At 69.2% G+C, this 20,313-nt stretch carries 23 protein-coding genes and 2 tRNA genes; 12 read left to right on the top strand and 13 right to left on the bottom strand.

Features of this window, described 5'->3' with window-relative positions:
* Positions 1-15: 15 nt before the first annotated feature.
* The 3 genes from CyaNS01_RS12615 to CyaNS01_RS12605 are packed head-to-tail and all read right to left on the bottom strand — an operon-like array spanning position 16 to position 3,361.
* Positions 16-1,335, bottom strand: coding sequence for an IctB family putative bicarbonate transporter (locus CyaNS01_RS12615; protein ID WP_186697364.1), 1,320 nt, complete (start codon positions 1,333-1,335; stop codon positions 16-18).
* A gap of 26 nt (positions 1,336-1,361) precedes the next feature.
* Positions 1,362-2,054, bottom strand: coding sequence for a tRNA (guanosine(46)-N7)-methyltransferase TrmB (gene trmB, locus CyaNS01_RS12610; RefSeq protein WP_186700797.1), 693 nt, complete (start codon positions 2,052-2,054; stop codon positions 1,362-1,364).
* 2 nt (positions 2,055-2,056) lie between these two features.
* On the bottom strand, positions 2,057-3,361 hold the full coding sequence (locus CyaNS01_RS12605) for an FIST N-terminal domain-containing protein (RefSeq protein ID WP_186697363.1): 1,305 nt from the start codon (positions 3,359-3,361) through the stop codon (positions 2,057-2,059).
* 58 nt (positions 3,362-3,419) lie between these two features.
* Here CyaNS01_RS12605 and CyaNS01_RS12600 point away from each other — a divergent pair, with 58 nt between their 5' ends.
* Both CyaNS01_RS12600 and CyaNS01_RS12595 read left to right on the top strand, forming a co-directional pair.
* Complete coding sequence (locus tag CyaNS01_RS12600; protein ID WP_186697362.1) at positions 3,420-4,037, top strand: DUF3177 family protein; 618 nt, start codon at positions 3,420-3,422, stop codon at positions 4,035-4,037.
* Positions 4,027-4,320, top strand: coding sequence for a hypothetical protein (locus CyaNS01_RS12595; protein WP_186697361.1), 294 nt, complete (start codon positions 4,027-4,029; stop codon positions 4,318-4,320). The genes CyaNS01_RS12600 and CyaNS01_RS12595 overlap by 11 nt, the downstream gene beginning before the upstream one ends.
* A gap of 22 nt (positions 4,321-4,342) precedes the next feature.
* Here CyaNS01_RS12595 and ileS read toward each other — a convergent pair whose 3' ends face one another.
* Positions 4,343-7,264 carry an isoleucine--tRNA ligase gene (gene ileS, locus CyaNS01_RS12590; RefSeq protein WP_370561849.1) on the bottom strand — a complete coding sequence of 974 codons (2,922 nt, stop codon included), beginning with the start codon at positions 7,262-7,264 and terminating at the stop codon, positions 4,343-4,345.
* Positions 7,265-7,354: 90 nt separating this feature from the next.
* Complete coding sequence (locus CyaNS01_RS12585) at positions 7,355-8,245, bottom strand: Ycf66 family protein (protein ID WP_186697359.1); 891 nt, start codon at positions 8,243-8,245, stop codon at positions 7,355-7,357.
* Between the two features lie 96 nt (positions 8,246-8,341).
* Here CyaNS01_RS12585 and CyaNS01_RS12580 point away from each other — a divergent pair.
* A tRNA-Leu gene (locus tag CyaNS01_RS12580) sits at positions 8,342-8,424 on the top strand.
* Between the two features lie 56 nt (positions 8,425-8,480).
* Entirely contained in the window at positions 8,481-9,503 is a 1,023-nt protein-coding gene (gene crtR, locus CyaNS01_RS12575) for a beta-carotene hydroxylase (protein ID WP_225875676.1), read from the top strand.
* Between the two features lie 101 nt (positions 9,504-9,604).
* Here crtR and gatC read toward each other — a convergent pair whose 3' ends face one another.
* Positions 9,605-9,898, bottom strand: coding sequence for an Asp-tRNA(Asn)/Glu-tRNA(Gln) amidotransferase subunit GatC (gatC, locus tag CyaNS01_RS12570; protein ID WP_186697358.1), 294 nt, complete (start codon positions 9,896-9,898; stop codon positions 9,605-9,607).
* Between the two features lie 38 nt (positions 9,899-9,936).
* Positions 9,937-10,740: a creatininase family protein gene (locus CyaNS01_RS12565; RefSeq protein WP_186697357.1), complete on the bottom strand. Its 804-nt coding sequence runs from the start codon at positions 10,738-10,740 to the stop codon at positions 9,937-9,939.
* A 99-nt stretch (positions 10,741-10,839) separates the two neighbouring features.
* Here CyaNS01_RS12565 and CyaNS01_RS12560 point away from each other — a divergent pair, with 99 nt between their 5' ends.
* Positions 10,840-11,130 carry a DUF6679 family protein gene (locus CyaNS01_RS12560; protein WP_186697356.1) on the top strand — a complete coding sequence of 97 codons (291 nt, stop codon included), beginning with the start codon at positions 10,840-10,842 and terminating at the stop codon, positions 11,128-11,130.
* Between the two features lie 26 nt (positions 11,131-11,156).
* Here the strand turns inward: CyaNS01_RS12560 and CyaNS01_RS12555 are convergent, their stop codons facing one another.
* Positions 11,157-11,294: a hypothetical protein gene (locus tag CyaNS01_RS12555; protein WP_186697355.1), complete on the bottom strand. Its 138-nt coding sequence runs from the start codon at positions 11,292-11,294 to the stop codon at positions 11,157-11,159.
* On the opposite strand from CyaNS01_RS12555, the gene CyaNS01_RS12550 reads away from it, so the two are divergent.
* Entirely contained in the window at positions 11,293-11,916 is a 624-nt protein-coding gene (locus CyaNS01_RS12550; RefSeq protein ID WP_186697354.1) for a DNA-3-methyladenine glycosylase, read from the top strand. The genes CyaNS01_RS12555 and CyaNS01_RS12550 overlap by 2 nt on opposite strands.
* Before the next feature lie 26 nt (positions 11,917-11,942).
* Complete coding sequence (locus CyaNS01_RS12545) at positions 11,943-12,983, top strand: aspartate carbamoyltransferase catalytic subunit (RefSeq protein WP_186697353.1); 1,041 nt, start codon at positions 11,943-11,945, stop codon at positions 12,981-12,983.
* Here CyaNS01_RS12545 and CyaNS01_RS12540 read toward each other — a convergent pair.
* The 4 genes from CyaNS01_RS12540 to CyaNS01_RS12525 form a co-directional block, all read right to left on the bottom strand.
* The gene (locus CyaNS01_RS12540) at positions 12,970-13,338 is read right to left on the bottom strand and encodes a DUF565 domain-containing protein (protein WP_186697352.1); all 369 of its coding nucleotides are present in this window, start codon (positions 13,336-13,338) and stop codon (positions 12,970-12,972) included. The genes CyaNS01_RS12545 and CyaNS01_RS12540 overlap by 14 nt on opposite strands.
* A 294-nt stretch (positions 13,339-13,632) precedes the next feature.
* The gene (locus tag CyaNS01_RS12535; RefSeq protein WP_186697351.1) at positions 13,633-13,830 is read right to left on the bottom strand and encodes a hypothetical protein; all 198 of its coding nucleotides are present in this window, start codon (positions 13,828-13,830) and stop codon (positions 13,633-13,635) included.
* A 77-nt stretch (positions 13,831-13,907) separates the two neighbouring features.
* Positions 13,908-14,081 (bottom strand): PCP reductase family protein, encoded by a 174-nt coding sequence (locus tag CyaNS01_RS12530; RefSeq protein WP_186697350.1) that lies wholly within the window; start codon positions 14,079-14,081, stop codon positions 13,908-13,910.
* A 48-nt stretch (positions 14,082-14,129) separates the two neighbouring features.
* Positions 14,130-14,202, bottom strand: a tRNA-Ala gene (locus tag CyaNS01_RS12525).
* 91 nt (positions 14,203-14,293) lie between these two features.
* Here CyaNS01_RS12525 and CyaNS01_RS12520 point away from each other — a divergent pair.
* Both CyaNS01_RS12520 and coaBC read left to right on the top strand, forming a co-directional pair.
* Positions 14,294-14,512 (top strand): DUF2555 domain-containing protein, encoded by a 219-nt coding sequence (locus CyaNS01_RS12520; protein ID WP_186697349.1) that lies wholly within the window; start codon positions 14,294-14,296, stop codon positions 14,510-14,512.
* On the top strand, positions 14,502-15,779 hold the full coding sequence (coaBC, locus tag CyaNS01_RS12515) for a bifunctional phosphopantothenoylcysteine decarboxylase/phosphopantothenate--cysteine ligase CoaBC (protein ID WP_186697348.1): 1,278 nt from the start codon (positions 14,502-14,504) through the stop codon (positions 15,777-15,779). The genes CyaNS01_RS12520 and coaBC overlap by 11 nt, the downstream gene beginning before the upstream one ends.
* A 20-nt stretch (positions 15,780-15,799) precedes the next feature.
* Here the strand turns inward: coaBC and CyaNS01_RS12510 are convergent, their stop codons facing one another.
* Entirely contained in the window at positions 15,800-16,171 is a 372-nt protein-coding gene (locus CyaNS01_RS12510) for a hypothetical protein (RefSeq protein WP_225875675.1), read from the bottom strand.
* Between the two features lie 102 nt (positions 16,172-16,273).
* Here CyaNS01_RS12510 and psbO point away from each other — a divergent pair, with 102 nt between their 5' ends.
* The 3 genes from psbO to ftsH3 all read left to right on the top strand — a co-directional run bounded on the left by psbO (position 16,274) and on the right by ftsH3 (position 20,312).
* Positions 16,274-17,095, top strand: coding sequence for a photosystem II manganese-stabilizing polypeptide (gene psbO / locus CyaNS01_RS12505; protein ID WP_186697347.1), 822 nt, complete (start codon positions 16,274-16,276; stop codon positions 17,093-17,095).
* Positions 17,096-17,235: 140 nt separating this feature from the next.
* Positions 17,236-18,396, top strand: coding sequence for a sulfate adenylyltransferase (gene sat, locus CyaNS01_RS12500; RefSeq protein WP_186697346.1), 1,161 nt, complete (start codon positions 17,236-17,238; stop codon positions 18,394-18,396).
* A 71-nt stretch (positions 18,397-18,467) separates the two neighbouring features.
* Positions 18,468-20,312, top strand: coding sequence for an ATP-dependent zinc metalloprotease FtsH3 (gene ftsH3, locus CyaNS01_RS12495; protein WP_186697345.1), 1,845 nt, complete (start codon positions 18,468-18,470; stop codon positions 20,310-20,312).
* Position 20,313: the final 1 nt, after the last annotated feature.

Raw genomic sequence — 20,313 nt, 5'->3', positions numbered from 1 at the left:
GCCTCTGCCATCGCTTCAGCCCTGCAGGCGGCGCCGCTGGCTGGCGGCAGCCAGGGTGGCCACGCTGAACCAGGCGCTGAGCTGCACCTCCGGCCGGAAGAAGATCGTGTCGGTGAGTCCCTGCACCGCCAGGCCTGCGATCACGGCCAGGGCGGCGAGGGCGGGCAGGGCGTCGTTGCCGGCCGCGTTCCAGCTGCGCAGCCCCTCCCGCAGGCTCGTGAGCACCAGGCCCACCCCCGCCAGCAGGCCTGGAATGCCCGCTTCCACGGCCAGCTCCAGGGGGATCGAGTAGGCGCTCAGGGCGTTGAACTTGGGCTGCTGGAACAGCGGGTAGATGCGGTTGAAGGCCTCGTTGCCAGGGCCGATCCCCAGCCAGGGCCGGGCCTGAATCATGTCCAGGGCGGCCAGCCACACGTTGATGCGGAAGTTGTTGGAGCTGTCCTCGCGACCCGCCACCAGGCTCATCACCCGCACCCGCAGGGGCTCCACCTGGGTCACCAGCACCACCAGCAGGGCCGTGGCCAGCAGCAGCAGCAACAGCGGAACCAGCCGCCGCCACAGCAGCGGCCAGCTGCGGGTGAGCCCCAGGGCCAACAGCAGCAGCACCACCGCCGCCTGCACCACCAGGGCCATCCAGGCGCCGCGGCTGTAGGTGAGCACCAGGGCTGCGGTGCCCAGGCCCAGGGCGCTGAGGGCGAACAGCCTGGAGGGCCAGCCCTGCCAGCGCAGCAGGGCCGCCACGGCCAGGGGCAGGATCGGCAGCAGGTAGCCGCCCAGCAGGTTGGGGTTGCCCAGGGTGCTGTAGATGCGCACCGTGCCTTCACTCACGGAGTTGGGATCGGCCCAGCGGGCCAGGGCGCTGGTGTCGGCGTAGAGCTGGCGCAGCCCGATCACCGAGGCCAGCAGCTGGCCGCCCAGCAGGGCTGCCACCAGGCGGTCCCACCAGGCAGGCGCCTGCACCAGCAGCTCCTGCATCAGGGCGTAGACGCCCAGATAGCTCACCAGCTTGAGCAGACCCTTGGTGGCCTCCACCGGCACCGGTGAGAACCCCGTGGCCAGCAGGGCCACCGCCAGGATGGCCAGGATCCAGCCATGCAGGGCGCCGATCCCCCCCGGCGGCCGGCGCAGGGCCAGCAGCAGCCACAGCAGGCCACAGGCCAGGATCAGGAGCGACATCCCCGCCCTTGTGAGGAAGGGGAGCCCTGCCAGCAGGGCGCAGAGCGTGAGGCCGGCGATCGGCACCAGGCGCTGGGCCAGCGGGCCACCGCCATGCCCCAGCAGCCCCTGCCAGCGCAGCAGCAGCGGGGGAGAGGCGGGCCGGATGGAATCAGCCACGGCGGCGATCGAGGTGTCTGGCCGGATTATGGGTGGGAGGCACTGGCGGCCATCGGACCCGGCTCCAGCTCCGCCAGCGACGGCACTGGCTGGTCATTGCGCCGGTAGAGCACCCGGTAGACCGGCAGGCCCCGGTCCAGCACGAAGCGTTCCCGTTCGGTGGGCACCGGCAGCGGGTTGGTGGGGCGCCAGGGCCGCGGGTCGGCAGCGGGACGTGTGAAGCAGCCGCTCGCCTCAATCAGCGCCACCATCGGCAGCACGACCGCCTCCACATCGCTCTGGATGAACAGCTCCCGGCCCGGCAGCAGCGCACCAGCCAGGGCGTTCAGCAGGGCGGGTTGCAGCACCCGTCGCTTGTGGTGCCGGTGCTTGAACCAGGGGTCGGGGAACTGGATCGAGACGCGCTCCAGTTGCCCCGGCTGCAGCTGGGCCAGCCAGGGCCCCAGGCTCACGTTGGCGTTGGCGTAGAGGATCCGCGCCTGAGCCAGCTGAAGGGCTTCGCGCTCGGCCTCGGCGGCCTCCACCAGCGGCAGGCGGATCTCCAGGCCCAGGTAGTTGCGCTGGGGTTCGGCCTCGGCCATGGCCAGCAGAAAGCGGCCACGGGCACAGCCGATGTCGAGATGGATCGGCCGGCTGGGCTGCTCAAACAGCTCAGCCGGCGGCGGCAGCGGCCGGGGAGCCTGGTGGTAGCTGCTGAGGGGGTTGACGTGCTGACGCACCATCAGCCGCCGGCCTCCACGCGGGCGCTGGGCGCTGCGCTGTCGGCACGGGGCACCAGGAACCCCCAGCTGGCGGTGTAGCCATGCAGATGGGTGCCGCCGGCGATCGGGCCGATCTCGCCGTTGCAGAAGGCTCCGGCCACCGGCAGGGTGCCGAAGGCCTCGCGGCACAGCGTCACATCGCCATCGGCCTCGCCATAGAGCCCCTGGCCCCTGCCCAGGCAGGCGAACAGCAGGGTGGCCAGCGGCTGAGCCTGGCGGTCTCGCTGGCTGGCCAGCAGCTGGCGCAGTTCCTGGCGTGAGGCGGTGGCATCCCTGAGCTGGAACTGCACCTGCTGGCCCACCCGCATCCGCTCCGCCACCGCCACGGCGCCGTTGCGGGGATCCACCCCGATCAGATTGCGGACCAGGAAGGCCGTGGGCTCGTTGGTCTCACTGCTCTCGAGGCTGAAGCTGTTGCGGCCCACGCCGAGGAAGAGGGAGTGCTTCACCAGGTCCCGTTCCTGGGGTGAGAGGCCGATCAGGATGTCCTGCAGGGCGGCCACCGGGCTGTTGCGGCGGCTGTTCTGGCTGACCTCCAGCACCACGTTGCGCTCGGCCTGCTCCACCTCGAAGACCGGGCCGATCGGCCGGCAGCCCTGGGCCACCACTGGATCGATCCCCCAGGCGCCGCCGATCAGACAGCCCACCACGCCGCTGAGCACCTGATCACCGAGCAGGAGCGAGCCGTGGCGGGCGCTGTGCTGGCCGGCGATCCCACCCACCTTCACGGCAGCGGGACAGGCGTAGTCGAGGCCACTGATCAGGTCGTTGATGGCGGGGAAAGCCGGGTCGATCAGCAGCAGCATCGAGTGGGCGGCCCGGGGATCGGGATCACCCAGCAAGGCCAGCCAGGGCTCGGCTGGCCCGTCGAGATCGGGCAGGGCGTCGCCCTGGATCGCGAAGGGCTGCAGCGTCGCCCCCGGCAGCCCCAGCAGCATCAGGCTGATGCCGGGCTCCTGCTCCAGCTCGCAGCTGAGTCCGTCGGCCGGGGTGCCCACCACGCCGCCGCCGAGGCAGCCGAGCCAGTGGTTGGCCCTGAAGCGCTGCTGCAGCAGGGGCAGCAGGCGGGGCAGATCGCTGGCGTAGCTGGAGGACACGAACACCAGGGCCAGGTCGGCAGCGCCGACCCCGCGCAGCTGCTGGCTGATCTCCTGAAGACTGCCGTCCAGGGAGGTCTCTCTGGACAGGGCTGTGCGGCACCACGGGGCGTTGGGGCCGGGCCCCTGACGCGGGATCAACCAACGGGGCAGTGAGAACGCAGCCATGGGCGGACCCTATCGCCAGCAGCACATGCGGATAATGGCGCCTTACCGAACCATGCCTGTGCCGGATTCGCTGTACCGCTCCCTGGTGTGGCTGGACGTCCGTTTGGCGGTGTTGTTCACCGTGGGACTGCCGCTGGTGCTGCTGCTCTGGGCCGCCCTGCGGCGGGAGCGGGCGCTGCTGCGGCTGCTGGGGATCTACTGGAAGGTGTCGAGCCTGCTGCTGATCGCGGTGCTGCTGCTCACCGACCGCCGCCCCGCCGGGCTGCTGCTGGCGCTGATCGGCCCTTTGCTGCTGGTGGTGAGCCTCTGGCTGTGGGTGGATCTGAATGAGGAGCTCGCCGACCTGCCCCCCTGGCGGCCCCTGCCCCTGACCCTGCGCATCTGGCGCTGGTCGATCACCTTCTGGGCGCCGCTCAGTGCCCTGTTCAGTGCCACGGCCCTGGGCTGCATGGCCCCCGAGCGGCTGGGAGACGCCCGCTGCCTGGCCTGGCTGCAGGCCCCCCAGGAGCTGCATCGCCATGGGGCCGCCGTGTTCGGCTTCGTGTTCGGGGGGCAGTGGACGCCTGCCGTGGCCGCTTTCGTGGGCTATCTGGCTCTGGTGGGCTACGCCGTGGGCCTGCTGCAGTGGCTGCTGGTGCGCCTGCCGCGCCAGGGGAGGGTGGCCGGTGACTTCTGAGCTGCTGGCCCGCCTGGAAGAGCTCAGCCGCGCCCGGCCGGATCGGGTGCTGCGCCTGCGGGGCAGCCTGGAGGCCGACCCGCTGGAGCTGCTGATCTTCCGGGGTTTCTCCTGCAGCACCACCCACCCCACGGCCTTCGATCCCGACCAGCCCGTGCTGCCGGCCGCCGCCAGCCTGGAGTCGGCTGAGCTGCTCCAGGGTCCTCTGACCCCAGGCTCAGAAGTGGTGCTGGCCGGGCCGCTGCCCGCCAGCACCTTTCTGGAGCCCCAGGCCTGGCTCTGAGACGCGCCGGCCCTGGGCCCGCTCAGCTCAGGGCGGTCACACAGCGGCCGCAGAGGCTTGGGTGGGCGCTGTACTGGCCGATGTCCTGGGTGTAGTGCCAGCAGCGCTCGCACTTCTGGCCTTCGGCGCGGGCAATCGCCACGCTGATGCCCTGCTCCTGGTCCGCGGCCAGAACGGTGTCGAAGGGGCTGCCGCCGCGCTGCAGGGAGGACACCAGCAGCCAGTCGGCCAGGTTGTCCACCTCGGGGCAGGGGCTCGCCTCCAGCCAGGCCAGGGCCTGGCGCAGGGGGGCGGCGTCGCTGCCGAGTTCCAGGTGCACCTGAGCCTCCAGCGAGGCCCCCAGGCCGTCAGCGCCTCCCTTGGACTCAGGCCCCTTGCCGCCCTGCTTGCGGCAGCTCTCCAGCTGGCGGTTGACCAGGGCACGCAGGGCCAGGATCTGGTCCATGGGCTCCTCCAGGGCCGGCTGGCGCCAGCTGGCCGGCGCCGTGGGCCAGCCCCGCTCGAACACCGAGGCCTCCGCCACGGCATAGGGCAGGTTCTGCCAGATGTCTTCAGCCATGTGGCACAGCACCGGGGCGATCAGGCCGGCCAGCCGCTCCACCACCAGGCTCAGCACCGTCTGGCAACTGCGGCGCCGGAACGAGCCTGCCGCGCTCACGTAGAGCCGGTCCTTGGCGATGTCGAGGTACACGTTCGAGAGATCCACCACGCAGAAGTTCTGCAGGGCCTGGAAGAAGCGATAGAACTCGAAGCGCTCGAAATCGGCGGTCACCGCATCGATCAGTGAGGCCGTGCGCTGCAGCATCCAGCGATCCAGCAGGGGCAGCGCGTCGTAGGCCACCGCGTCACCTCCGGCCGTGGCGGGCCGCGGGTCGAAATCGTGCAGGTTGCCCAGCAGATAGCGGGCCGTGTTGCGCACTTTGCGGTACACGTCGGCGAGTTGCTTGACGATGCCTGGGCCCAGCGGCACGTCGGCGGAGTAATCCACCGAGCTCACCCACAGGCGCAGCACATCGGCGCCATAGGCCGGCTCCTGCTTTTCATTCCTGCCGCCCTCCACCAGCACGGTGGGATCCACCACGTTGCCCAGGGATTTGCTCATCTTGCGGCCCTTCTCATCGAGGGTGAAGCCGTGGGTGAGCACCCGCCGGTAGGGGGCTGTGCCGTTCACCGCCACGGAGGTGAGCAGGCTGCTCTGGAACCAGCCCCGGTGCTGGTCGCTGCCTTCCAGGTAGAGATCGGCGGGATAGGTGAGCTCCGGGGCCCTCGCCTGGCTGCCGTCCAGGCCGCCCAGCACGCCGGCCCAGGAGGAGCCGGAATCGAACCACACGTCCATGGTGTCGGTGCCCTTGCGCCACTCGGCCGCTTCGGCGGCATAGGCGGGTGGCAGCAGCTCGGCTTCATCGCGCTGCCACCATGCGTCGGCGCCGTGCTCGGCGATCAGGGCCTCGATGTGGGCAAGGGTGTCGGCGTTGAGCAGCACGTCGCCCCGCTGGCGGTGGAAGAACACCGGAATCGGCACCCCCCAGGTGCGCTGGCGCGAGATGCACCAGTCGCCCCGCTCACCCACCATCGCCTCGATCCGGTTGCGGCCGCTGGCGGGCAGCCACTCCACTGCGGCGATCGCCTCAAGGGCCTGGCTGCGGAACCCCTCCACGGAGGCGAACCACTGTTCAGTGGCCCGAAAGATGGTGGGTTTCTTGGTGCGCCAGTCGTAGGGGTAGCGGTGCGCGTAGCGCTCCTGCTTGAGCAGCAGGCCGCTCTGCTCCAGGGCCGCCAGGATGGCGGGGTTGGCGTCCTTGAGCACGTTGGTGCCCGCGAATGGCCCCGCCTCGGCCGTGAGGGTGCCGGCCTCGTCCACCGGACAGAGCACCGGCAGGCCGTATTTGCGGCCGGTGTTGAAGTCGTCCACGCCATGGCCGGGGGCCGTGTGCACCAGGCCGGTGCCGGCCTCGGTGGTGATGTAGTCGCCGCCGAGCAGCACGGGGCTGGTGCGCTCCAGCAGGGGATGGCGGTAGCGCACACCCTCCAGCTCGGCCCCCTTGAGCTGCAGCAGGGGCGCCAGGCCCAGGCCGAGGCTGGTCTCCAGCTGCTCCCGCAGGGCGCTGGCCACCACCAGATGGCTGGCCCCCGCAGCAGGCCCGCTCGCCTCCCCGGCCGGCTGGCTCACCGCGCACACCGTGTAGTCGAGCCGGCCATTCACGGACACCGCCAGGTTGGCCGGCAGGGTCCAGGGGGTGGTGGTCCAGATCGCCACCGCCAGGCCGCCGGGGGCGGTGGCGGCCTCGGCGGCCAGCCCCGCCTCGCTCAGGTGTGCCGCCAGGGAGGGCGGCAGTTCCACCACCGGAAAGGCCACATAGGCGCTTGGCGAGGTGTGGCCCTCGGGGTAGTCCAGTTCGGCTTCGGCCAGGGCGGTGCGGGAGCTGGGGCTCCAGTGCACCGGCTTCAGGCCCCGGTAGATGTGGCCGGCCAGCACCATCTGGCCGAACACCCGGATCTGGGCCGCCTCATAGCTCTTCTGCAGGGTGAGGTAGGGCTGCTGCCAGTCGGCCCAGATGCCCCAGCGCTGGAAGCCGCGCTTCTGACCCTCCACCTGTTCGAGGGCATAGGCGTGGGCCTTCTGCCGCAGGCTCAGCGGCGTCAGGGCGGCCCGCTCGGCGCTGCTGAGCGCCTGCAGCACCTTCAGCTCGATCGGCAGGCCATGGCAGTCCCAGCCGGGGATAAAGCGCGCCCGACGGCCCTGCAGCAGGGCTGTCTTGTTGATGATGTCCTTGAGGATCTTGTTGAGGGCGTGGCCCACATGCAGGGCCCCGTTGGCGTAGGGGGGGCCGTCGTGGAGGGTGAAGGTCTCACCGGGGTTGTTGCGGCTGAGGCGCTCGTAGAGCTGGGTTTCGGCCCAGAAGGCCTGGATCTCCGGTTCGCGCTGCTTGGCGTTGGCCCGCATCGCAAACGCCGTCTGCAGCAGGTTGAGCGTGTCCTTGTAGGAGGCAGGCGCGGAGCTGGCGGTCACGGCGCCTCGGGCAACAAAGGGGGATTATCCCGTTTCGCCTGGAGCGAGCGGAGGGTCTGCGGGGGGGCGCGGGCTGGTCTGAGGGTCTTCTGGGGATTCGGCTGGGGCCGCGTCCGGGGGGCCTTCCAGCTCCTGCAGCAAGTCCTCGACACCATCGAGGCCGTCGACCACCACCACGTCGGCCGGGGGATCTGAGGCCTCGGCGGCGGCGGCTGGCGCCGAATCTTCAGCGTCTTGAACCACCTCTGGCGTGCAGGCAGCCCCAGGCCTGCTCGTTTCTGCCTTCTCGGCCTCCTCTTCGCTCGGCGCCGCCTCGGCTTGCTGCGTGCCCCCGACCGCTTCAGTGGCGCCTTCGACGGCTGCCGCGTCCGCCCGCTCAGGCCTCTCAGCCAGCAGGTTCGCCGCAGGAACCTCGCTCACCTGATCCACGCCCTCTGGCTGCTCCTGAGGGGGCTCAGCGGCCTGGTCAGGCTGGCTGGGGCCGGGCTCAAGCCGTACCCAACGCTTGGTGGTCTGGCGAGGCTGCCGCATCTGGCGCATCCACCCCAGCACTCCAGCCCCCAGGCCGCCGGCCAGCTCCAGCAGCCGGGCCAGGCTGGCGCCCAGTTCCGCCAGGCTCTTCTGCCAGCGTTCCGTTGACCACAAGCGCTGCTGCTCCTCGGGCGTCAGCTGGCGCCAGCGGGCCTGTCCCACCTCCAGGCCCAGCCGGCCCACCAGCAGTCCACCGCAGAGCACGGCCAGCATGGGCGCTCCCCTCAGCCGCTCGGCGCTGGTCACCAGCACCAGGCCCAGCAGGAGCACCACGCCGCCCCAGAGCGAGTCCCTGGGACGGCTCAGCTCTGAGGCCAGCACGGGTAGCAGCAGCACGGTGAGCCCGAGCATCAGGGCCAGGGCTCCCCCCAGGGTCGCAAGCATGGCTTCGGGGCAAGAGTCCCCATTCTGAGCCGACCCCTTGGCGGGGGCCTGCGGTTGGGATCTGGGATCGCGGCCCTGCTTACAGTTCCTCTACCAGCCCACCTGGCGGAATTTGGTAGACGCGCTGGGTTTAGGTTCCAGTGGCCTTGGTCGTGGGGGTTCAAGTCCCCCGGTGGGCATCAACCTTTTCTTAAGTTGCAGGCCATCTGAATTGCTTCGCGGCCCGTCCCAGCCCATGACCCAGGCTCCCGCCGCAGAGCGCCACCTGGCTGTGGGCACGCTCGGTCGGTCACCGTCCAGCTCCGTTCCCCGGCAGTACCTCGATGCTCCGGCCGCCTGGAATCCCACGGTGGGACTCTTCCTGGGTGGCTTTGCCCTGGCGGGGCTGACGATCTGGGGCTGGTTCGTGGGGCAGTGGCCCCTTGGCGTGCTGCTGATCACCGGCTTTCTGGCCCTGCACCTGGAGGGCACCGTGATCCACGACGCCTGCCATAACGCGGCCCACCCCAGCCGCTTCTGGAATGCCGTGATGGGCCATGGGGCGGCCCTGCTGCTGGGCTTCAGCTTCCCGGTGTTCACCCGGGTGCATCTGCAGCACCACGCCCATGTGAACGACCCGAAGCACGATCCCGATCACATCGTGAGCACCTTCGGGCCTCTGTGGCTGATTGCGCCGCGATTCTTCTACCACGAGTTGTTCTTCTTTCGCCGCCGCCTGTGGCGACGCTATGAATTGCTGGAGTGGGGAATTGCTCGTGCCGTCTTCTTTTCGATTGTTTTGGCGGGCGCCAAATATGGATTCATGCCGTTCATCTTCAACTGCTGGTTCGCGCCGGCGCTGATGGTGGGTGTCACCCTGGGGCTGTTCTTTGACTACCTGCCCCACAGGCCCTTCCAGTCGCGTAACCGCTGGCACAACGCCCGGGTGTACCCCGGCAGGCTGATGAACTGGCTGATCATGGGCCAGAACTATCACCTGATCCATCATCTGTGGCCCTCCATCCCCTGGTTTGAATACGAGCCCGCTTACCACGCCACCAAGCACATCCTGGATGCGAAGGGATCCCCGCAGCGCCTGGGCTTGTTTGAAACCCGTGCAGACGCTCTCAACTTCCTCTACGACATCCTGCTGGGGGTGCGCAGCCACCGCAAGCGCCGCAGCAAGCTGCGCCCCCTCGCCGCCCTGATGCCCACCCGCCATGCCCGGCGTCGCGTGCTTGAGGTGCTGCACCGCACAGCTGTTTCGCCCGTGCGTTGACCCTGGCCCTGTGCCCAGAACGACGGAGCTGACCTACTTAACAGGCTCAAGTCGATGGAGCTCGACAGGATTGAAAAGGCCGCTCATCGCGCCGGTAGGTGTCAGCCCGCCAGGATCTGGGGCACCCGGAAGAAATCGCCCTCCCGCTGCGGCGCCAGATCCAGCAGCTCCTCGCGCACAGGCGTTGGCGACACCGCATCCTCACGGGTGACATTCACCACTTCCACGGCCCGGGTGGTGGCAGGAACCCCTTCAGTGTCCACAGCTTCCAGGTGGGCCACGTACTCGAGGATGCGCTCGAGCTGGGCGGTGTAGGTGGTGATCTTATCTTCCGGCAGGGCCAGCCGGGCCAGCTGGGCCACCTTGCGCACGTCATCGGTGGTGATCTGGCTCATGCGGCGCTCCGATCCGGCAGGGGTGCTGAGTTCTGAAACTAGCTGTCGGTTGCCAGGAAGCGCTCCAGATCGGCGCTGAGGGCAGTGGCGGCCAGTTCCAGGAACTCCTGTCCATGCTCTGGGCTGGCCAGGAATGGGTCGGAGCCCATGCGGCCGTCGGGGTGGCGGCGCCGGAAGTCGGCGGGGCCGTGGATCGGCCCGGCGGGAGCCGCCTCCGGCAGGGGGCGCTGCTTGCTCTCCAGGCTGGGCTCGAGGTGCAGGGTCAGGGCGATCTCACTGGGGGTGGCGTGATGGCCCTCCCGATCGCCATACAGCTCCCGCGCCTTCTGGAACACCGGGGCCGCCATGAACCAGTTGGCCATGCGGCAGCGCAGCCGCTCCGCCCCCGGCAGCCCCCGGCCTGCCGCCGTGGCGTAGGCCTGGGCGAAGGCGGCCTTGCCGGTGGCGATGTTGCCGCCGTGGCCATTGACCACGAAGATCCGCTCGAAGCCATGGCCCGCCAGCGAGAGCACGATGTCGTGCAGCACGGCGATCAGGGTGCTGGGCTGGAGGCTCACCGTGCCGGCGAAGCCCAGGTGGTGTTCCGCCATGCCGAAGGCCTGAGCGGGCGTCACCAGCACGCCCGTGCGGCGGCCCACCTCCAGGGCCACCGCTTCAGCTGTGAGGGCATCGGTGCCGATCGCGCCCGTGGGGCCGTGCTGCTCGGTGGAGCCCAGCGGCACGATCACGCCGCGGCAGCGCTCCAGGTAGGTTTCCACCTCCGGCCAACTGCGCAGTTGCAGGCGGATCGCCTCAACACTGGTGGAGCCGGCGTTGGAGGGGGCGGCGGCGGGCGAGGTCACAGGCAGAACAGAGCTGGCTTCATCCTGGCGGGGTCATGGTGAACAGCGGGACTCCGGCCTCCTCTGCCTAGACTTGAGAAGCGCTGCGCCGCCAAGCCCATGCTGCACCGCAAGCTCTCCCAGTTCTGTGCTGAACAACGGCCCGTGTGGGTGTTCCTGCGCGATCAGCAGCGCTGGATCGAGGAGGCCCTGATCACCGAAATCGAAGGCGATCTGGTCACCCTCCACTACGACGCCGAGGAGGACGACGAGACCCACAGCTGGGAGGAGAGCGTGCGCCTGGACTCGATCGGAGCCGTGAGCACACGCCTGTCGTATGTGAGCCGCAGTGGCATGGATGACCTGCCCACCGCTGAAGACTGCCCGGAGGCCGAACGACTCAGCAGCTGATCGCAGCGGCTGAGCCGTTCGGCTGATCAGTGGGCGGTGCCGTTGCCGTCGTAGGCATCGGTGTCGTAGTAGCCGCCCTTGGTGCCGAAGAACAGGGTGGAGAGGCAGAACAGGCCACTGGTGAGCAGCAGCACGGTGGCCAGCGTGAAACCGGAGGAGTCCATGGCGAAGCGGGAAGAGTGGGCTGAGCTTGCCACCAGTGTGCTCCCTGCCACCTTCTTTGGCAGGCCCGCCGAGCAGGTGGCCCCGGAACTGGTGGGCTGCTGGCTGATCCGACGGCTGCAGACGGGCGAGCAGCTGCGCGGCCTGATCGTGGAAACGGAGGCCTATGCCCAGCAGGAGCCGGCCTGCCATGGGTCCCGCCGCCGCTCGCCCCAGAACGAGACGCTGTTCGGGGAGCCCGGCCGGTTTTACGTGTATCTCACCTACGGCATCCATCACTGCGTGAATCTGGTGACCGGCTGCCTCGATGAGGCCAGCGGAGTGCTGCTGCGGGCGGTGCAGATCCCCGATGAGCCGGCCCGGGTGGCGGCCGGCCCAGGACTGCTGGCCAGGCGCTTCGGCCTCGATCGCCGCCATGACGGCTTGCCGGCGCGGCCTGACTCGGGCCTCTGGCTGGCACCGCGCCTGCTGCCGCCTGGGATGGATGGCCAGCTCACCCAGACCACGCGCGTCGGCATCAGTCAGGCCCAGGAGCTGCCCTGGCGCTGGTACCTGCGCTCCAGCCCCTGTGTCAGCCGCCGGGCCCGCGGCGACCGCCTGGTGCGCCCGGGGGCAGGCCTCTAGGTTGATGGTGTTTGCGCCTCCCGGGATTGGGCAGCTGGGCTCATCGCCATGTGATTGATCTGGCGGCCTTCTCGCTGGACGATCTGGCCATGGTTCTGGAGTTGGCCCAACGCTTCCGCGCCATGCCGGTCAGCGGCGCCCGCAAGCTGCCGGCGCTGCAGGGGCGTCTGATGACCAGTCTGTTCTTCGAGCCCAGCACCCGCACCCGCAGCAGCTTCGAGCTGGCGGCAAGACGCCTCTCGGCCGATGTGCAGAGCTTCTCACCGTCATCGAGCTCCCTGGCCAAGGGGGAGAGCCTGCTGGACACGGCCCGCACCTACGTGGCCATGGGGGCCGACGTGCTGGTGGTGCGGCATCACTGCGCTGGCATCCCGCAGCGGCTGGCGGAAGACCTCGATCAAGCCGGTGAGCGGGTCGCGGTGCTCAATGCCGGCGATGGCCTGCACAGCCACCCCAGCCAGGCCCTGCTCGACCTCTTCACCCTGGCGCGCCACTTCAATCCCCTTGCCCCCACGCCCGAGAGCCTGCGGGGCCGGCGCATCGTGATCGTGGGGGATGTGCTCCATTCCCGGGTGGCCCGCTCCAACCTCTGGGCCCTCACCGCCTGTGGCGCCGAGGTGGTGCTGTGCGGGCCGGCCACCCTGCTGCCGGAGAGCTTTGCGGCCTTCGTGGCGGCTCCACCGCCCGGCCAGGCCAGCGATCCGGTGCAGGAGCGGGGCGGCGTCACGGTGCTGCGCGACCTCGACGCCGCCCTCGACGGCGCCGACGCCGTGATGACCCTGCGACTGCAGAAGGAGCGCATGCGCAGCCACCTGCTCACCAGCCTGGACTCCTACCACCGGGCCTATGGCCTCAGCCACGAGCGTCTCAGGCGCTGCGGCCGTGCCGTGCCCGTGCTCCATCCGGGGCCGGTGAACCGCGGCGTGGAGATGGCCTCGGCTCTGCTGGATGACCCCGCCGTGTGTGCGGTGGAGGAACAGGTGCGCAACGGCATCCCTGTGCGGATGGCGCTGCTCTATTTGCTGGCCACGGAGGCCATGGCCGCGCCTGGTCTCACAACAGCTTGAAGCCGTCGAGCAGCAGTCCGTAGAGCAGGCCGACGCGCCCCATGTCCAGCAGCTGGAGTCCGAGGCGCTGATCGGCCTGGCGGAGCAGGGGCCCCCGGGCCCGGATCGCCAGCTCGATCACCAACACGCAGATCACCGCGCCAACGGGGTCGATTTGGGAGAGCTGACCGCTGATCGAAGCCACCACGCCGCCGATCGAAAAGCTCATCAGCAGCACGATCAGCTGCAACGACAGCCGGCGCCATGGATTGGTGGCCCAGCGCTGCAGGCGACCGCTGGCCTGGGCGATGCTCAGCTGGAAGCGGGTCTGCTGGAAGCGGGGCTGCTGAGCGGGCCGCTGCTGGAGGTTGGCCACGGATGGGTCGGAGACTCAGCAGCAAGGGGGAGGCAGGACGGTTGAGCTGGCGATCCCCATCACCCGGCCCGGTCCTGCCTTCCATGGTCTACACCATCTCTGGAGCCTTGACAGCCCCTTGACGCTACTGATAGGGGATTCCAATAAAAAAGCCCGTGGCCTGGGGCCCGGGCGGGGTGATGGGGACCCCGTCAGCAAAGCGATTGATGCTGGCCTGATCAAGGGGCCTGGGTCGTTTGACGGAGCGTCCATTGACACCCTTGACGCCAGGGTTGGGGCGGCGCAGAGCGGGACTCAGCTGTCGCTTTCCTTCTTGCGGGATGACTTGCCCTCCAGCAACTCCAGCAGCGCCTCCATCTGGGCCATCACACCGCGCACTTCACCGGCTTCCGGCAGGAGACCATCCTCCATCACGCCCTGATGCATCTCGCGGAGCTCCTGGCGGATGTAGCGCAGGTGGCTCACCACCTGTTCGCGCTTCGACTGCGACATGGATGGGCAGAAACTGTCACGTCTCTTTTACAACATCGCCGGTTGCGTATCGATCAGGGCCCGGATCAGCGCCGGGATCACTTCTGGCCGAACCGGGCCCGGGCCTCGGCGTAGAAGGCCCCATCCACCTGCTCAAGGCCAGCTTCAGCGGCCATGGCCTCAACGCGCCTGCGCACGGCAGGTCGCACAAAAAAGGGCACTTCCTTCAGGGCGGACTCAGCCTCAGCGGTCCAGGGCGTGGGAGCTGGCATCGTCAGTGCGGCCTGCGGGCAAGCCGGATCGCTGCACCGGCCTCAGAATGGAGAATAGGGGACTCGAACCCCTGACCTCTGCGGTGCGATCGCAGCGCTCTACCAGCTGAGCTAATTCCCCTCAGGGGGCCATTATCGCCCCAGCCCTTCCGCCTGCCAGCCGCTCCGCCATCTCCCCCTCGCCATCTCCCCCTCGCCATCTCCCCATCGCCATGGCCTCCTTGTCTGAGTCGATCACTCCGGAGCGGCTTGCCGCCTTTGACGAGGCCATGACCGCCGTGCTGGCCCAGCGCCTGGACGAAGACGATTACCCCACCCCCTTCGACGGCCTCTCGGACTGGCACCTGATGCGGGCCCTGGCGATCCACCGGCCCGAGCTGGCGCGCCCCTACGTGCACCTGGTGGACCAGGAGCCCTTTGATGAGGACTGAGGGGCAGGGCCTGCTCCAGCCCCACCTCGCCCCCTCCTCAACGCCGCCTGCCGATCCCCTCTGCGGGCGGCGCATCCTGGTGGGCATCAGCGGCAGCATCGCGGCGGTGAAGCTGCCGCTGCTGGTGAGCGCCCTGGTGCAGCGGGGGGCCGAGGTGCGCTGTGTGCTCACGCCCAGCGCCGAGCGCCTGGTGAGCGCAGCATCCCTGGCCTGTCTCAGCCGCCAGCCCTGCTGCCTGGAGGCCGACCAGTGGAGCCACCGGGCGCCCCGTCCCCTGCATGTGGAGCTGGCGGAGTGGGCGGAGCTGGTGCTGCTGGCTCCGCTCAGCGCCACCACCCTGGCCCGCTGGGTGCATGGCCTTGGCGACACCCTGCTGGCCAGCACCCTGCTGGCCTGCGAGGCGCCGGTGCTGGCGGCCGCCGCCATGAACACCTCCATGTGGGCCTCGCCCGGGGTACGGGCCAACTGGCAGGCCCTGCAGAGCTTCCCCACCGTGCTGCCCCTGGGGCCTGAGCCCGGTCTGCTGGCCTGCGACCGCCAGGGCCGGGGCCGCATGGCCGACCCCGAGCTGCTGCTTCTGGCGCTGGAATCCCTCGCCCTCTGGGGTCCGAAGCGCGACTGGCTGGGCCGTGGCCTGCTGGTGAGTGCCGGCCCCACCCGCGAGCCCCTGGATCCGGCTCGCTGCCTCACCAATCCGAGCACGGGCCGCATGGGCGTGCTGCTTGCCCAGGCGGCCCGGCTGCGGGGGGCACGGGTGGAGCTGGTGCATGGTCCGCTGGCGCTGCCGGCCGGCTGGCTCGAGGGGCTCAACGCTGAGGCGGTGCTCACGGCGGCTGAGATGCGCCAGGCCTTGCTGGCCCGTCAGCCGGGGGTTCAGGCCGTGGCGATGGTGGCGGCCGTGGCCGACCACCGCCGCAGCCAGCCCCTGGACGCCAAGCTGGACAAGCAGGCCCTGGAGCAGGCCCTCGCCAGCGGTTGGGAGCCGGTGCCGGATCTGCTGGCCGAACTGGTGCACAGCAGGCCGCCGGGGCAGCGCATTCTCGGCTTCGCGGCCCAGACGGGCGATGTGCTCCCCCAGGCCTGGGCCAAGTTCGCGCGCAAGGGCTGCGATCTTCTGTTCGCCAACCCCATCGATCAGCCCCAGGCGGGCTTCGGCGGGCACAGCACCAGTGGCTGGTTGCTTGGCCCAGGCGATCAGGTGGGCGTGTTGCCACCGGCCCGCAAGCTGGCCGTGGCCCACCACCTGCTCTCGGCCCTGGCCGCCTGAGCCGGGCCCAACGGGGCAGTTCAGGCGGCCAGGGACTCTTCTTCTGCGGCGTCGACCTGCAGCAGATCGATGAATGTGCGCAGCTGCAGGCGGGGGATGTAGGGCCAACCGCCGCTCTGTTCCATGCGGCGCAGCAGGTTGAACAGCTGGTTGCGGTCGGCGGGGAGGCTGCTCCGGAAGGCCCCGTCCTGAATGCTGCGATGCAGCATCTCAAGCTGGCGCAGCAGGTCGAGCAGCTGCTGCGGATCGCCTCGGAGCTCCTCGGCCAGGCTGGCGGTCTGGCTGAGCAGGCTGTCGAGCCGCTGCTGGCGCCCGTCCGTGAGCGTGGATGGCTGCTGGGCTGGCTGGGTCGTGGTCTGTGGTGTGGTGATCGGAACCTTCGGCTCTCGCATACAGGTTGTTGAGAGCCGCGACATCGTACGGGGAATCAGGGTTTTGCACCGGTAGGATCCGCCCCGGCCCAGTTACTGCCCACTCTCTGCGGCGTTCTCCCCATGCGTTTTCGTCCTCTGCTGGCCCTCGCGCTGGCGCTGTGTCTGACCCTGGTGACCGCTTGCAGCGGTGGGGCCAAGGCCGTGGATCGCGCCAATCTCACCTACGAAGACATCCACAACACCGGCCTGGCCAACGACTGCCCCTCCCTGCCCGAATCGGCCCGCGGTTCGATCCCCCTGGATTCCGGCACCGCCTACCAGCTCAGGGAGATCTGCATGCACCCCGCCGAGGTGTTCGTGAAGGGCGAACCCGCCAACAAGCGCCAGGAGGCCCAGTTCGTCGCCGGCAAGATCCTCACCCGCTTCACCACCAGCCTGGATCAGGTCTATGGCGACCTGACCGTCAGCGGTGACTCCCTCAACTTCAAGGAGCAGGGCGGTCTCGACTTCCAGATCGTCACCGTGTTGCTGCCCGGCGGTGAGGAGGTGCCCTTCGTGTTCTCCAGCAAGCAGCTCAAGGCCACGGCCGACGGCGCCGCCATCAGCACCAGCACGGACTTCACCGGCACCTACCGGGTGCCCAGCTACCGCACCTCCAACTTCCTGGATCCCAAGTCGCGCGGGCTCACCACCGGCGTGGACTACACCCAGGGCCTGGTGGGCCTCGGCGCCGACGGTGATGGCCTGGAGCGCGAGAACATCAAGAGCTACGTGGACGGCGCCGGCTCGATGGAGCTGGCGATCACCCGGGTGGATGCCAGCACCGGTGAGTTCGCCGGTGTGTTCACCGCCCTGCAGCCCTCCGACACCGACATGGGCTCCAAGGATCCCCTTGACGTGAAGATCACCGGTGAGGTCTACGGCCGTCTGGAGCAGGCCTGATCCGGCCTGCCCGCGCCCGGGCTCGTTCCAATCCACGCGACTGGGGGCCTGCGGGCCCCTTTTTTTGTGCAGACCGGCGGCCACAACCCCGGGCCTGGGCCCATCTGGGAGAATCTGTGCCCATCAACGCCGTCGTTCCGATGACCTCCTCCACCCTGGCTGGCCTGATCGCGCCCCACGGAGGCACCCTGGTGGATCTGATGGTGCCCGCGGGGGAGCAGGAGGCCGTGCGGGCCGGGGTGGATCGGGTGCTCGAGTGCAGCGATCGCAACGCCTGCGACGTGGAGCTGCTGGTGGTGGGCGGCTTCTCGCCCCTGCGGGGCTTCATGCACCAGGAGGACTACGACGCGGTGGTGGCCGGTCATCGCACCACCAGCGGCCTGCTGTTCGGTCTGCCGATCGTTTTCGACACCGATGAGCAGAGCGTGGCCGTCGGCGAGCGGCTGCTGCTCACCTACAAGGGCCAGGACCTGGCCGTGCTCACGGTGGGGAGCAAGTGGGAACCCGACAAGGCCCGCGAAGCCCAGGGCTGTTACGGCACCACCTCGATCGAGCACCCTGCCGTGCGCATGATCAGCGGCGAGCGCGGCCGCTTCTACCTCGGTGGCCGGCTGCAGGGGCTGGCGTTGCCCCAGCGGGTGTTCCCCTGCAAGACCCCGGCCGAGGTGCGTGCCACCCTGCCGGAGGGTCAGAGCGTGGTGGCCTTCCAGTGCCGCAACCCCATCCACCGCGCCCACTACGAACTGTTCACCCGGGCCCTGGAGGCCAGCAATGTGAGCGAGCAGGCGGCGGTGCTCGTGCACCCCACCTGCGGCCCCACCCAGGACGACGACATCGCCGGTGCCGTGCGCTTCCAGACCTATGAGCGCCTCGCCGCTGAGGTGAACAACCCCCGCATCCGCTGGGCCTACCTGCCCTACTCGATGCACATGGCGGGCCCCCGCGAGGCCCTGCAGCACATGATCATCCGCAAGAATTACGGCTGCACCCACTTCATCATCGGCCGGGACATGGCCGGCTGTAAGTCGAGCCTCAGCGGCAGCGATTTCTACGGCCCCTACCAGGCCCAGGACTTCGCCCGTGACAACGCCTCCGAACTGGGCATGGAGACGGTGCCCTCCCTCAACCTCGTGTACACCGAGGAGGAGGGCTATGTGACAGCGGAGCACGCCGAGGCCCGGGGGCTGCACATCCGCAAGCTGAGCGGCACCCAGTTCCGTCAGATGCTGAGGGGCGGCGAGGAGATCCCGGAATGGTTCGCCTTCCGTAGTGTGGTGGAGGTGCTGCGGGCTGCGGCCTGAGGCGCCGGCGCAACAGGCGGCTCACCGCCGGTTAACATTCCGTTACTAAATCTCTCAGCTGAGGCGAGGCCTTGAACAAACGCTGGCGCAACGCGGGGCTGTACGTGCTCCTGGTGGTCGTGGTGATTGCCGTGGGCACCGCCTTCCTCGACCGACCCGACCCGGCCAACGCGCCGCGCACCTTGCGCTACAGCGACTTCGTCGAAGCCGTTCAGGACAACGAAGTGTCCCGGGTGCTGATCGCCCCCGACCGCGGCACCGCCCAGGTGGTGGAGAACGATGGCCGCCGCGCCGTGGTCAACCTGGCCCCCGACAAGGACCTGCTGAAGCTGCTCACGGACCACAACGTGGACATCGCGGTGCAGCCGAGCCGCGAGCCGGCCGCCTGGCAGCAGGCCGCCGGCAGCCTCATCTTCCCGCTGCTGCTGCTGGGGGGGCTGTTCTTCCTGCTGCGGCGCGCCCAGGGGGGTGGAGGCAACCCGGCCATGAGCTTCGGCAAGAGCAAGGCACGGGTGCAGATGGAGCCCCAGACCCAGGTGACCTTCGGCGATGTGGCCGGCATCGAGGGCGCCAAGCTGGAGCTCACCGAAGTGGTGGACTTCCTCAAGAATCCTGATCGCTTCACCGCCGTCGGCGCCAAGATCCCCAAGGGCGTGTTGCTGGTGGGCCCCCCCGGCACCGGCAAGACGCTCCTGGCCAAGGCCGTGGCCGGCGAGGCCGGGGTGCCCTTCTTCTCGATCTCCGGTTCGGAATTCGTGGAGATGTTTGTGGGCGTCGGTGCCAGCCGGGTGCGGGATCTGTTTGAGCAGGCCAAGAAGAGCGCTCCCTGCATCGTCTTCATCGATGAGATCGACGCTGTGGGCCGTCAGCGGGGCGCTGGCCTCGGCGGCGGCAACGACGAGCGGGAGCAGACCCTCAACCAGCTGCTCACCGAGATGGATGGCTTCGAGGGCAACACCGGGATCATCATCGTGGCGGCCACCAACCGCCCCGACGTGCTGGATGCCGCGCTGCTGCGCCCAGGGCGCTTCGACCGCCAGGTGGTGGTGGACCGGCCCGATTACAGCGGTCGCCTCCAGATCCTTGAGGTGCACGCCCGCGGCAAGACCCTGGCGAAGGATGTGGACCTCGACAAAGTGGCCCGCCGTACCCCTGGCTTCACCGGTGCCGATCTGGCCAACCTGCTGAATGAGGCCGCCATTCTCGCGGCCCGACGCCAGCTCACCGAGGTGGCGATGGATGAGGTCAACGATGCGATCGAGCGGGTGATGGCCGGTCCGGAGAAGAAAGACCGGGTGATGAGCGAGAAGCGCAAGCGGCTGGTGGCGTATCACGAGTCAGGCCATGCCCTGGTGGGGGCCCTGATGCCCGATTACGACCCCGTGCAGAAGATCTCGATCATTCCTCGCGGTCAGGCCGGTGGCCTCACCTTCTTCACCCCCAGTGAGGAGCGCATGGAATCGGGGCTCTATTCCAGGGCCTATCTGCAGAACCAGATGGCCGTGGCCCTGGGCGGTCGCGTGGCCGAGGAACTGGTCTACGGCGACGATGAAGTCACCACCGGCGCCTCCAACGACCTGCAGCAGGTGGCCCGGGTGGCGCGCCAGATGGTCACCCGCTTCGGCATGAGTGAGCGCATCGGTCCGGTGGCCCTGGGCCGTAGCCAGGGCGGCATGTTCCTCGGCCGCGACATCGCCGCCGAGCGCGACTTCTCCGAAGACACCGCGGCCACCATCGATGAGGAGGTGAGCCAGCTGGTGGAAGACGCCTACCGCCGGGCCACCGAGGTGCTCAGCAACAACCGGGCCGTGCTCGATCAGCTGGCTGAACTTCTGGTGGAGAAGGAAACCGTGGATGCTGAGCAGCTCCAGGAGCTGCTGCTGCAGAGCGATGTGCGGGTGGCTGAGTACGTCTGAG

The organism is Cyanobium sp. NS01 (assembly GCF_014280235.1).
Taxonomy (GTDB): Bacteria; Cyanobacteriota; Cyanobacteriia; order PCC-6307; family Cyanobiaceae; genus NIES-981.
The sequence above is the reverse complement of the archived record's forward strand: the minus strand, read 5'-3'. Positions and strand labels throughout refer to the sequence as shown.